Origin of the sequence: Nesterenkonia aerolata (assembly GCF_031470965.1) — a bacterium.
In the GTDB taxonomy this organism is placed as follows: Bacteria; Actinomycetota; Actinomycetes; order Actinomycetales; family Micrococcaceae; genus Nesterenkonia; species Nesterenkonia aerolata.
This window is the reverse complement of the sequence record NZ_JAVKGR010000030.1, coordinates 1-11,633: the sequence shown is the minus strand read 5'-3', so window position 1 is coordinate 11,633 and position 11,633 is coordinate 1. Positions and strand designations below refer to the sequence as shown.

Genomic DNA, 11,633 nt, shown 5'->3' with positions numbered 1-11,633 from the left:
ACCACAACAGCCTGGCCACGAACAATACCCGCACCCACAACCACACGAAACCCCCGTATGAGACTCCGCATCAGCCTCACCCAGGAACGCGGCCGACAGTTATAACCCCAGGCCGAGAAGCCCCCAGTGCAGCTAAAGACTCACCCCCCACGGTCGTACCCCTCCCCCGTCAAGATGCCACCCCCAGTAGCATCGTCAGAGACCCAATCGACATAACCCCGAACGGTCACACACCAGCAAACACAGGCAAACACGGGTAAGCACCGTTTGCTAGACCCCTATACCCGCCCACATCAAAGCCCGAACGACGTCTAGACAGGAGCAGAGCACTGGTGGTGGGAATCCTCTTTATCCTCGGCGGTCTTGCCGCTATAGCATTCGGCGCGTTCTTCTTCTGGTAGGTGCGCGCCATCGATAACGTCGATTGGTATCGTCACTACACCCAATATATATACTGCTACATCTTCCCCGGACTGTTCCCTTTCCTCGGGGCAGCGGCCATCGTCACAGGTTTCGAAAGACTGGGAACCCCCTTACCGGAATGGTTGGCCGCCCTCATCATTGTTCCCACGTTCCCTCTCGCCATCATGGGTTTCATCGGCATCCTCGCCATCGACCTCCCCGGACCGATCACCCCACGCTGGATCCGCGAACGCAACCGTGAACGACGTCGTCAACACCGCCAGCGTCGCGCCGAACGCCGGGCCGCACGGCAGGCTAAGAACACAACGTAGGCTTGGCCGCCCCCTCAGGTGCGTATTCGGGCCGTCGCGTATTCGAGGCCTCTCATTCGAGGCCTGAGGAACAGAGATGGATGAGGCACATGAGGACACCGAGAAACAGGGAGCACCGCGTTGACGAATCAGCAGCACGAGACGCAGGTCATCCGGGTTGACCTGGGCCGCTGGGGGTTCCAGGCCGTCGCCTTGGTCATCATCACGGTGGTGATGGTCCTCTTCGCCTCCGGAATCCCGGCCTCATGGTTCGAGAGTTCTTCGTCCACCGTCGCACCGATGATGGCGATACTGCGGATCGTGAGCTTCCCCGCCGCGCCGATATGCTTCATCGGCATGCTCATCGCCCTGCGCGGCACACTATGGCCAGAGCACCTGCACATGAACTCCGAGCGCATGTGGACCCGCTCGTGGTCAGTCCCCTGGAACCAGCTGAAGAAGGTGGAGCTCACTCACTCCGGCGAGTCCCACGGCGGGCAGATTGTGCTGCATGTGGCCCCGGAGATCTACGAGGAATACAAGAATGCGAACCGGTGGCAATCCCGGCGCCCGCTGGGAGTAGCGGGTCTGCCTCCGGCGTTCCCGACGCTGCTGGTCCAGCACCAGATGATGGAGAGGCCCGGCACGATCATCGACCTCGTCAGGGAGTATCAGCGCAAAGCCCGCAGCTGAACCCGCAAAATAAATCCTCTACAACCGCACCGCATAGCCTGTACTCTGACAATCACCTGAAGCAGCACGTTGCCATACAGCACAGACATTCATACGGACACTCACAGGGAGCCAGTGATGGAACTCGACGTCGTCGCCAAGAAGAAGTTGCAGATTCTGAGCATCACCACCGCCGCGCTGCTCGCGCTCACCGCCTGCGGCGACAACGGTGACGAGGACTCCAACGGGGAAGACCAGGACGCCGAGCAGAACGCTGAAGGTAGCGAGGGCGATGAGGAGGCCGAGACCTCAGACGAGGAGAACACCTCGGACGAGGATGCTGAAGCCAGTGAGGACAGCGAAGACACTGACGAAGGTGAGGACGACGCCGAGGATGACGGCACGGAGGAGGACTCCGCCGACGCCGCCGGTCCACCAGAGTGGGACGAGCTGAGCACCTCGGCCGGAGACGCCATCGACGCCGCCGAATCCGTCGACATGCACGTCACCGCACCCTATGCCGGGGCGATCTCGCCCTCGGCAGAGGAAGACTACTCCGACGTCGAAATCGGCGACACCATGACTCAGCACCTGGTCGGAGAGGTCCACGGCAACTCCACCTACACCGAATCCGTCGGCGATACCGAGACCACCTACCACTTCCAGGGGGCCAACACCATCCTGGTGACCCTGGAAGATGAGATCGCCGCCGCTGAGGAACAGGGCAACGCCGTGCCCTTCACCGCAGAAGACGTCGACGGAGACTACGTCGACTACTCCGAGGAGTTGGGCGGCCAGCTGAACTTCGCCAATTTCATCTCCGAGACCCACGCCGCGATGCTGGAGTTCAACGCCCCCGAAGGCGAGGAGGACACCCGCGACGGTGAGGACGTCTGGGTCTATACCGAAGGGGACAACGAGGCCGTCTTCCTCGCCGACGAAAACGCCCCGCTGCCGGTGACCCTGACCATCCAGGCCGGTGGCGACACCTATGAGTTCGAGTACTCCGACTGGGATTCCGCCGAGGTGCCCGACGACATCAGCGACGAGGAGATCGCCAGCCAGGCCGACCTGGATGCCGCCGCCCAGCAGTAAGGCGGTGCAGTTGCCTACCGTTCCCGACGGGGAGCTTCTTGAACGGCGCCCCGGAACTCAGCTTGAAGCGCAGCTTCCTGGATAGGTCAGATACAGAACTGTCGAATCATCGGCACCCGGAGCCGTCGTCGCCGAACACATCGGCCGGCGGTTCCTCCGCATCGAAGAACTGCGCTGCGGGGACATCATCCTCAGAGACATCACCGAGCATGCGCGACTCCACCGAACTGGTCAGAGTCGCCGCGAGAATCCCGATCACGGTGAACGCCGCATACAGCCCCACCGCCACCACCAGGAAATCCGGACTGAACCCGAAAAGCCGGGCCTCAGTCCACCAGTCCAGCGTGTTCGCCAACACCGGGATACTGGCCACCAGCAGCAGGAACAGCAGGAAATACGTCCCCGCCACCCGGCGCAGCGTGCGGAAGACCGCATCCACCTCGGCAGGAGTGTCCCGGATCTCGGCAGAGGCCGGGGGCAGCACCGGCTCCGGAATCTCTGAGGTCACCATGCCAGTGTAGGTGCCGGGGCGATCAGGCCGACCGAGCCGCCATGACCGTGAGCAGTCGCGCTCACCCGGCCGGCGTCGCCCGCCACATGCGCACGCCCACGCGCAGCAGGACCACCGCGCCGCCCGCCGCGAGCACCAGACCCATACCCGGCAGCAACGCGCCCCAGCTGCCGGTCGCCGCGGAGAACTGGACCAGCCGCATCACCTGCAGGCCCACCAGCACGCCGACGAGCACCCCCGGGATCAGCGAATGCGCAATCGCCAGACGCCGCTTCGGGATGAATGCCCCCGCGAAAGCGAGGAAGCCCAAGGCCAACGTCGCCAGGCCGGGACCGTCAGTGCCGCGCAGGGAGAAGGTCTCCTCCCCCATCGGAATGATGACCCACGGCAAAAATGAACACACGATGAGCATCAGCCCACCGATGAACATCGACGAAGACCCAGCATGGAACACACCCCAGCCGGTCTTCCGACCCTCCGCCAGACGGCGGCCGACCTCACCGAAGATGCCGCGGTCGCGGGCGGCGGACTGAGCAGCGGGCTGTGCGGTGGTCTGCCCGGCGGCCTTCACAGAGGCGGCGGGCTGGTGAGCCGTGGTGGTCATACACCGAGAGTAGAGGTGAGTGCCGTCACATCCAACGTGATCCCCGTGGCGCCCGGCGAACGGTTCATAGAGCCCCACGAACGGTCCGCTCAAGCCGACGAGCGGCAGAAAACCACCCATCACACCGCTCACAGACCCATACCCGCCGCCCACAGGTCCGACACCGCCGTCAACACCCCAGTAACTTGTGAGCCAGCTCACAGGGCAGTTGTCTATGAAAGTGCGCAGGCACCCGCCTGCACCAACCACGCACCATCACCCGCACCCCACAAGAAGGGAGTCGCCCCGATGTCTGATCGGGTCCACGAGGGCAGTCACTCAGACGCCCCTCCCCCCACACAGCACGGCGACTGGCGCCGCCGCTACTGGCGCAAGAACATCCGGCTCGTGCTCACCCTGCTGGCCGTCTGGTTCTCCGTCTCCTTCCTCGCGGGAATCGTCTTCATCGAACCGCTCAACACCATCGAAATCGGCGGCTTCCCGCTCGGCCTCTGGTTCGCCCAGCAAGGCTCCATCATCACCTTCGTGCTGCTCATCCTCATCTACGCACTCTCGATGGACCGGCTCGACAAAGAATTCGGCGTCTTCGAGACCCCCGACAACACCACACCCGCAGGAGGCGACCACTGATGGACAGCACACAGCTGTGGACCACGGTCTTCATCCTGCTGAGCTTCGGCGTCTACATCACCATCGCCTGGCGCTCCCGGGTCAAAGAGACCAAAGAGTTCTACGTCGCCTCACAAGGCGTCCCCACCCTCGCCAACGGCGCCGCCGTCGCCGCCGACTGGATGTCAGCGGCCTCCTTCATCGGCATGGCCGGGCTCATCGCCTTCCTCGGCTCCGACGGCTCCGTCTACCTGATGGGATGGACCGGCGGCTTCGTGCTGCTGGCCCTGCTGCTCGCCCCCTACCTGCGCAAATGGGGCAAGTTCACCGTTCCCGAGTTCGTCGGCGAGCGCTACGCCGAATCCGTACGGCTCATCGCCGCCGTCGCCGCCATCGTGGTCTCCTTCGTCTACGTGGTCGGCCAGATGAACGGCGGCGGCATCGTCTTCAGCCGCTTCCTCAACGTGGACATCACCATCGGCGTCATCATCTCCGCGGCGATCATCTTCTTCTACGCCGTGCTCGGCGGGATGAAGGGCATCACCTACACCCAGGTGGCCCAGTACGTGGTGCTGATCACCGCCTACCTGATCCCCGCGGTCGCGGTCGCGCAGATGACCACCAACATCCCGATCCCGCAGGTCAGCTACGGGCGGATCCTCGCCGAACTCGACGCACTCAGCGTGGAATTCGGCCTCCACGAATTCACCGAAGCCTTCGCCGGACGCGCCGGCGGACAGCTCGACGTCTTCCTGGTGACCGCCTCACTGATGCTCGGCACCGCCGGACTGCCCCACGTGATCATCCGGTTCTACACCACCAAGACCGTCCGCGGCGCCCGCTACTCGGCCTTCTGGGCACTGTTCTTCATCGCCCTTCTCTACCTCACCGCACCCGCAGTCGGCGCGTTCACCAAGCTGAACATGCTCCAGGGTGTTCAGGGAGTCGGCACCGATGAACTGCCCGGATGGATCGACGCCTGGGGACAGACCGGGCTGGTGACCGTCGCCGACGGCGTGGACACCATCACCTCCGTCTCCAACGACGCCTCCTCCGGCGCGGACCTGGTGGTCAACAACGACATCCTCGTCATGGCCAGCCCCGAGCTCGCCGGCCTGCCCGGACCCGTCATCGGCCTGATGGCCGCCGGCGCGATGGCCGCCGCGCTCTCCACCGCCGCCGGACTGCTGCTGGTCATCTCCTCCGCCGCGTCCCATGACCTCTACTTCCGGGTCATCAAGACTGACGGCGCCTCCGAGGCCCAGCAGATGATGGTCGGCCGCATCGCGATGGCCGTGGCGATCCTGGTGGCGATCGTCGCCGGCATCAACCCGCCGGCGTTCGTGGCCCAGGTGGTCGCCTTCGCCTTCGGACTCGCGGCCTCCACCTTCTTCCCGATCCTGATCCTCGGGATCTTCTGGAAGCGGGCCAACGGCACAGGTGCGGCCGCCGGTATGCTCACCGGTCTGGTGTTCACCGCCACGTACATGATCTACACCCTCGAAGTGTTCGGCCTCGAGGCCAACGAGCACCTCTTCGGCATCAGCCCCGAAGGGATCGGTGCGGTCGGTGCGGCGCTGAACTTCACCGTGACCATCGTGGTCTCGCTGCTGACGGCACCACCGTCACAGCACGTCCAGGACATGGTCGAAGAGATCCGCTACCCGTCACTGCCAGCAGCGAAGGAGACCGCCGAGACCCACTGACCCTCCGTGATGATGTCAGTGATCTGAGGGGATCGCTGAACCACTCGCAGCTGAACGCGGGCCCGGTTCCGGGCGGCACGGCCACACGGCCGGACCACTCGGAACCGGGCCCGCGGCGTGTGAAACTCGTAAATGCTGGGGGTGCCCGAGATTCAGCTATGTGGGTGCGTCGGGCTCGCGCTATATGGCAGCCCGACGCACCCACATAGCTGAGTCCTCGGCACACGCCGCACAGGGGGCATCTTGCCAAGCGGCGAAGGCCTCAATCCGGGGTGGCGGGTGCCGCCGAACAGCTTATGTGAGGTGTTCGCGCGTGGTATCCGGGGCCAGCCGCACCATCACCACCACGGCGATCACCACACTGACCAGGCACACCGAGAACGCGCCGGCCAACCCCAGAGTCGGCTCCAACCAGGCCACGAAGAGCAGCGGACCGATACCCGCGCCGATGCGGGAGACCGTGGAGGCCCAGCCGAACCCTGAACCGCGCAGATGGGTCGGGTACAGCTCCGAGACGTAGGTGTAGAGCACCGGGATGCTGATCTGGATGATCAGCCCGAAGGCCAGCACCAAAGTCAGCACCAGCCCCGGCACATCCATCACCAACGCCAGGCCCACCAGCATTGCCGTCGCGATCGGCGCCGTGACCGCCAAGAGCGCCCGCCGACCGGTCAGCTCCACCAATGCCGTGGAGATCAGCACACCGATCAGCCCCACTGCAGCCATCCCCGCCGAGGTGATGAACGCCCGAGACTGCTCATAGCCGGCCTCGATCAGGAAATGCGGCATCCACTGCAGCGCGATGTAGTACACCGTCATCACCGCCAGGAACATCACCCACGCGGCAGTGGTGATCCGCCAGCTGTAGGCCCACACCAGCTTCAGCTGCTCACCCATGGACTTCAGGGTCAGGCCCGCCGGACGCTCAGAAGCCTCCAACTGATACTCACGCACGGCGGCACCGGTACGCGCCACCAGCCCGTCGATCACACGGCGAGCCTCATCCAACCGGCCTTGTCTGATGAGATACAGCGGCGACTCCGGCACGAACAGCCGGACGAAGAAGATCAGCAGCGCCGGCAGGACCATCACCAGCAGCGGCAGCCGCCAGTCGTTCCACGTGCCCACCAACCAGGCCGAAACGAAACCCGCCAGCGCGGCACCGATCGGCCACCACCCGTCCATGGCGGTGAGCACCCGGCCCCGGTGCTTCGCCGGAGTGAACTCACCCACCAGCGCATAGTCCACCGGCACACAGCCGCCCAGACCGACTCCGGCGAGGAAGCGGAAGAGCACGAACCAGGTGAGATCGTTCGTCATCGCCCCGGCCACGGTGAACACTGAGAAGATCAGCAACGTCCAGGCGAAGGCCTTCTTCCGGCCGATGCGATCGGCGATGGTCCCCCACATGACGGCACCGACCGCCATGCCGATGAGGTTCGAGGTGCCGATCCACGCGGCATCTGAGGCCGTGAGGCCCCACTCCGCGCTGAGCAGCGGGATCAGGATGCCGTTGAGCGCAATATCCCAGGCATCGAACATGAACCCCAGCCCACCGATGAGGAAGATGCGGCCCTGCGCACCCCACCGCCACGGCAGGGTCTGCAGCACCTCCTCACCGGTCGGCAGACCGGAACTCGGCGGGTGGGCAGGAGAAGATGGGCTGGAAGTATGGTGAGTCACGCCACCGAGTGTAGATCAGGTGCACCAGCTCACTCCCAGACGACTTCCAGCTCTTCCTCATTCATGTCCACCACGGGCGTACCCAGGCTGGTGCCGCTACCAGACCACACGTCGTAGGTATTGCCGTCGCTGCCCTCAACCTGAGTATCCACACTCATCGAGAAGTACTCCGGCGAGACGAGGTTCGGGTTGCTGAAGTCCAGCCGTGGCGTCAGCTGCGAAAGGGTCTGCTCATCCGAGGAGCTGATCGAGCGCTCCACACTGCCCTCGACGATGCCGATGCCGTCCATATCCTCCGGCAGGTCCAGGCCACATCCGGCCTCACGGTCATTCGAGTCCAAGCACTCCTCAACAGCAGCCTGAATGGCCTCCCGCCACCGCTCCTCAGCGTCCTCGGTCAGGGAGAGCTCCAGGTTCGTGGTGTCGACGTACGAATCCGAGACGACGAGTGTGCTGTCCTCACCGAGAGAGAAGTTCTCGCTCTCCAGGCCCAAGGTCAGCGACGTGCCGACGAACGCCGTAGCACTGCTGCTCTCGAGCTCGACGTCATTGGCCGTCAACGTCGCATCACCGACGTCGGGCAGGTTCGTGATGTCCACAGTGCCGTTGTCCACCCCCCAAGTACTGCCGCCGTCGGTGCTCATCACATAGAAGGTGTAGGAAGCGCTGGTGTCTCCGACGGTGAACGTGGCATCGACATCGGCATAGTTGTCAGAGGCATTGCTGGGCGCCTCGACGTCGATATCACTCAGCGGCGCCTCCTCCTTCGAGACGCTCAGGACATCATCGGTGAGCAGAGTCGTGTCCGAGGGGCTGTTCTGGAGGTAGCCGAGCGCGGCGTCAGCATCAGCATCCGCCACGGCGTTGAGGAAGCCTTCGACGGCGGCGTCCGGGGTGGAGGCGTCGGAGTCGTCGCCGTTCTCGCCATCCTCCTCGCCACCATCGCCGTCCTCGTCATCGCCGCCGTCACCGTTCTCTTCGGTGCCCTGGTCTCCGTCGTCTTCGGAGTCCTCGCCGCCCTGGAACAGCAGCACCAAGGCGGTCACGGCACCCGCCAGGAGCAGCACCGCGACGACGATCACCCCGATGATCAGGCCCTTGCCCCGGCCGCCGCCCTCCTGCGGGTCACCCGGCCCGCCGGGGCCACCTGGTCCGCCGGGCCCGCTCGGCCCGCCCGGAGCAGCGGGGGCGGCATAGCCAGGCTGCTGGTACCCGGCGCCATCCTGGCCGTAACCGGGCTGGGGATAGTTCTGCTGCGGGTAACCGCCCTGCTCCGGCTGGCCATAGGTCCCCTGACCATAGCCGGGCTGACCGTACTGCTGACTGTTGCCATACTGGCCGGCACCGTACTGGGCAGCACCGTACTGGCCGTATGGGTCGTGGGGGTCCTGCGGGTTCTGCCCGTATCCGCCCTGGCTGGTGTTATCTGACACGTGACCCCCTGCTCACACCGCATCTACTGTGCGGAGACGATTCTCACTGGACAGCCGATCCCCATCGCGACCCGATCCCGAGGTCCACGAGCTCACAGTTCGTCAGGTGCGATCAGCCTCAGAGGAATGGTAGCGCACCCGCCCGGGGCCCGCTCGGTGGAGAGGTTCAGTCGAGGCGCCCCGCGCGATAGGCCTGGGCGGAGGCCTCGAGGTTCGTGGCCGCAGCGACCAGGTCCGCCGAATCTACCCCGGTGGACAACGACTGCCCACGGGCGATCACCCGGCAGAACGCAGCCGCGCGGTCGAAGGCCACGTCAACCTCACCGACGTACATCCCCGCGAGCACCCGGTCGGCCAGGTGCAGCATCTCCTCAGCATCTGGCGGCTCAGGCACACCGGCGATAGCCGCCGTCGTCGAGTTCCCCCGGCCGGTGCGGAAATACTCCGCCATGCGCTGGGGATCTTTCTGCACGGCGGCGCGGATGGCGAAGATGCGCCACAGGCTGCCGGCGAGCGAGCGCGGAGGGGAGTCCTTCCAGAGCTCGGCGATGGCCTCGATCCCCTCCGTCTCGGCGAGGCGGACGAAGCGCTCGGTGATCTCCGGGTCATCCGACTGCCGGCCGCGGTCCACCAGTGCGTGCGCGGAATCCTGAGCCGCCTGGGAGATGAACGCGGGGTCTGCCCCGCCCTCGCGGGCATCGAAGAAGTCGGAAGCCTTCATCTGCGGACGGCGGTGTTGCGGGGTCTCGTTCACAGCTCCTCCTTCGCTTGCCCCCATGATAGTCCCGCAGCGCTGCGCCCCTCCCTCCCCTCCTCTCCAGCTATCGAGAATCCCTGGCTTTGTGAGGTATCCCGCCGTATGTTCCACGGGATTACTCACAAACCCAGGGATTCTCGATAGGGGGTGCGGGGCGTGTGTGGTCTACCATGGAGGGCGGCCTGTTTCGACGGGCCACCGGGCCTTTAGCTCAGTTGGTAGAGCATCGGACTTTTAATCCGCTTGCGAAGGCGATAGGCCAGCCTGGCAGTGAGTCACTAGATCCCCGCCATATCAGCGATCCCAGGCCATCGACAGCTTGCTTAGTGAGTGCCCAATGGCCGTCTGGTGGCCATTTTGGTGGCCATTTTTCCGAGCGCTAATCGCCCACAGCAGTAATCAGCTAGGCTTTGCGCAAGGTTGGCAAGCTCACCGCTCTCTGCCGGATGCGCAGTTCGGCCCAAGCCGTGTCCCGCGACGCCCTATAGGCTTGATCTATGACACCTCTTCCGCCCCTGATACGCCGTCAAGGCATGACTCTTGTGACGATCGTTAAGAACTATGGAACCGCTGACGAAGAGCGAGTGGAGACTGAGGCCCAACTGCTGAACTCGAATGAGGCCTACTTCGCTCTCGAGGACCCTCTCTATGAAGGTGACCACGTCGAGATGCCAGACCCCAGGGGCGGGACGATACTCAAGGTCGCGGCTGAAATCGAGCAGAACCCGATGCCCGCCAGCATGAAAGCATCATTCGGCCGCTCCAACGGTTACGCAAAGGTAAAATGGGGCCAGGCCCAGCCTGTGCGCCAGGCTCCGGTGCGGCGACTAAATCTTGAACTACTGCATTCGGAGGTCATCTCCTCAGCAAGCACGCTATTCGCGGACGGTCAGTATGACTCAGCTATCACTGAGGCTATGAAGTCGGTCGAAGTCCGGGTGCGACGACTAACCGGTTTGGAGCTGTCGGGAGCGCCACTCATGCAGGAGGCGTTCAAGCCCCAGGGGTTCAAACTCGATGTGGGAGTCGAGGAAGGGCGCAGTGGCGAGGACGAGCGCGATGGTTTCTTCCACCTGTTCCGGGGCGCTATGGTAGGGATCCGAAATCCGAAGGCACACGAGCTTGCCCACGGCGACGACCCGAATGAGGCGCTGGAGACGCTCGCGCTGGCCAGCCTCCTCCATCGCCGCCTGGACATCGCCGAGTCCCGGCTGAGCAGGTGATCCTGTAGCCAGCAGCAACTGTTTCGTAGCTACTTCTAGCTCAGATCTTCAGGCTGACCGGGCCCTACTGTTTTCCTAGCGCCTCAGGTGTGCGGTGCCCGCGCCATCAAATCGGCGGCCATCAGCTGACGACGAGGTGAGGCGCCTATTGAGCGTCAGTGTCAGCCTCGTAGAACAACTGCGTGAGATCCTCACGCATCTCGTACTCCTGCTCACCCATGGTCTCAGTGTCCACCTCAGCACCTAGTAGTCCTGCGTCAGCAAGGGCATTATTGAGACGCCATGCATCTTCGACAGCAGCTTGTTCTTCAGCTCGCGTGGTGCAGTGCCTACAGATATATGAGCCGTCTATCGTAGCCTCACCCTCGTCAAACTCATCGCTTTCGACGCTCACCACTCTGCTGCATCGGATGCACTTTGCATTGTCGAGGTCCATGTGCTGATTCTCCCACTATCACGATTGGTGTAGAACGGCGATGAGGCCCTGAACCAACCTGGGTTCAGTTAGCCCGTGCGACGCTGTTTCCACTCGTCGAAGTTAATGACGGTCGTGTCACTGGAAGGCCCTTCTTTTGAAGCGCCCTGGGTTTCGTTCCGTGGTTAGACGGTCGCGGGCGCGGTCGTCGT

Annotated in this window: 12 protein-coding genes; 6 read left to right on the top strand and 6 right to left on the bottom strand. The window is 64.0% G+C overall.

The features are described 5' to 3' along the window. Positions 1-401 precede the first annotated feature (401 nt). From RIL96_RS12865 to RIL96_RS12855, 3 genes are all read left to right on the top strand, one after another. Positions 402-734 (top strand): hypothetical protein, encoded by a 333-nt coding sequence (locus tag RIL96_RS12865; RefSeq protein ID WP_310549426.1) that lies wholly within the window; start codon positions 402-404, stop codon positions 732-734. 120 nt (positions 735-854) lie between these two features. Further along, complete coding sequence (locus RIL96_RS12860; protein ID WP_310549425.1) at positions 855-1,406, top strand: hypothetical protein; 552 nt, start codon at positions 855-857, stop codon at positions 1,404-1,406. 117 nt (positions 1,407-1,523) lie between these two features. Further along, positions 1,524-2,480, top strand: coding sequence for a hypothetical protein (locus RIL96_RS12855; protein ID WP_310549424.1), 957 nt, complete (start codon positions 1,524-1,526; stop codon positions 2,478-2,480). Between the two features lie 106 nt (positions 2,481-2,586). Here RIL96_RS12855 and RIL96_RS12850 read toward each other — a convergent pair whose 3' ends face one another. Beyond that, positions 2,587-2,988, bottom strand: a complete 402-nt coding sequence (locus RIL96_RS12850; RefSeq protein ID WP_310549423.1) for a hypothetical protein — start codon at positions 2,986-2,988, stop codon at positions 2,587-2,589. Positions 2,989-3,052: 64 nt separating this feature from the next. Beyond that, entirely contained in the window at positions 3,053-3,595 is a 543-nt protein-coding gene (locus RIL96_RS12845; protein ID WP_310549422.1) for a hypothetical protein, read from the bottom strand. Positions 3,596-3,883: 288 nt separating this feature from the next. Between RIL96_RS12845 and RIL96_RS12840 the strand changes: the two genes are divergently transcribed. Then, complete coding sequence (locus tag RIL96_RS12840; RefSeq protein WP_310549421.1) at positions 3,884-4,225, top strand: DUF4212 domain-containing protein; 342 nt, start codon at positions 3,884-3,886, stop codon at positions 4,223-4,225. Continuing rightward, entirely contained in the window at positions 4,225-5,910 is a 1,686-nt protein-coding gene (locus RIL96_RS12835; RefSeq protein WP_310549420.1) for a sodium:solute symporter family protein, read from the top strand. Before RIL96_RS12840 ends, RIL96_RS12835 begins: the two co-directional genes overlap by 1 nt. A gap of 294 nt (positions 5,911-6,204) precedes the next feature. Here the strand turns inward: RIL96_RS12835 and RIL96_RS12830 are convergent, their stop codons facing one another. The 3 genes from RIL96_RS12830 to RIL96_RS12820 all read right to left on the bottom strand — a co-directional run bounded on the left by RIL96_RS12830 (position 6,205) and on the right by RIL96_RS12820 (position 9,780). Beyond that, positions 6,205-7,593: an MFS transporter gene (locus RIL96_RS12830; RefSeq protein ID WP_310549419.1), complete on the bottom strand. Its 1,389-nt coding sequence runs from the start codon at positions 7,591-7,593 to the stop codon at positions 6,205-6,207. A 29-nt stretch (positions 7,594-7,622) separates the two neighbouring features. Continuing rightward, positions 7,623-9,026, bottom strand: coding sequence for a hypothetical protein (locus tag RIL96_RS12825; protein WP_310549418.1), 1,404 nt, complete (start codon positions 9,024-9,026; stop codon positions 7,623-7,625). Positions 9,027-9,192: 166 nt separating this feature from the next. Further along, on the bottom strand, positions 9,193-9,780 hold the full coding sequence (locus RIL96_RS12820) for a hypothetical protein (protein ID WP_310549417.1): 588 nt from the start codon (positions 9,778-9,780) through the stop codon (positions 9,193-9,195). A gap of 500 nt (positions 9,781-10,280) precedes the next feature. On the opposite strand from RIL96_RS12820, the gene RIL96_RS12815 reads away from it, so the two are divergent. Further along, on the top strand, positions 10,281-11,006 hold the full coding sequence (locus RIL96_RS12815; RefSeq protein WP_138170503.1) for a TIGR02391 family protein: 726 nt from the start codon (positions 10,281-10,283) through the stop codon (positions 11,004-11,006). A gap of 145 nt (positions 11,007-11,151) precedes the next feature. Here RIL96_RS12815 and RIL96_RS12810 read toward each other — a convergent pair whose 3' ends face one another. Beyond that, positions 11,152-11,442: a hypothetical protein gene (locus RIL96_RS12810; RefSeq protein ID WP_138170502.1), complete on the bottom strand. Its 291-nt coding sequence runs from the start codon at positions 11,440-11,442 to the stop codon at positions 11,152-11,154. Between the last annotated feature and the right edge of the window lie 191 nt (positions 11,443-11,633).

Coding starts and splice junctions, on each gene's coding strand:
- RIL96_RS12855 (WP_310549424.1), top strand. CDS start 1,524: ATGGAACTCGACGTCGTCGCCAAGAAGAAGTTGCAGATTCTGAGCATC.
- RIL96_RS12845 (WP_310549422.1), bottom strand. CDS start 3,595: ATGACCACCACGGCTCACCAGCCCGCCGCCTCTGTGAAGGCCGCCGGG.
- RIL96_RS12840 (WP_310549421.1), top strand. CDS start 3,884: ATGTCTGATCGGGTCCACGAGGGCAGTCACTCAGACGCCCCTCCCCCC.
- RIL96_RS12835 (WP_310549420.1), top strand. CDS start 4,225: ATGGACAGCACACAGCTGTGGACCACGGTCTTCATCCTGCTGAGCTTC.
- RIL96_RS12815 (WP_138170503.1), top strand. CDS start 10,281: ATGACACCTCTTCCGCCCCTGATACGCCGTCAAGGCATGACTCTTGTG.
- RIL96_RS12810 (WP_138170502.1), bottom strand. CDS start 11,442: ATGGACCTCGACAATGCAAAGTGCATCCGATGCAGCAGAGTGGTGAGC.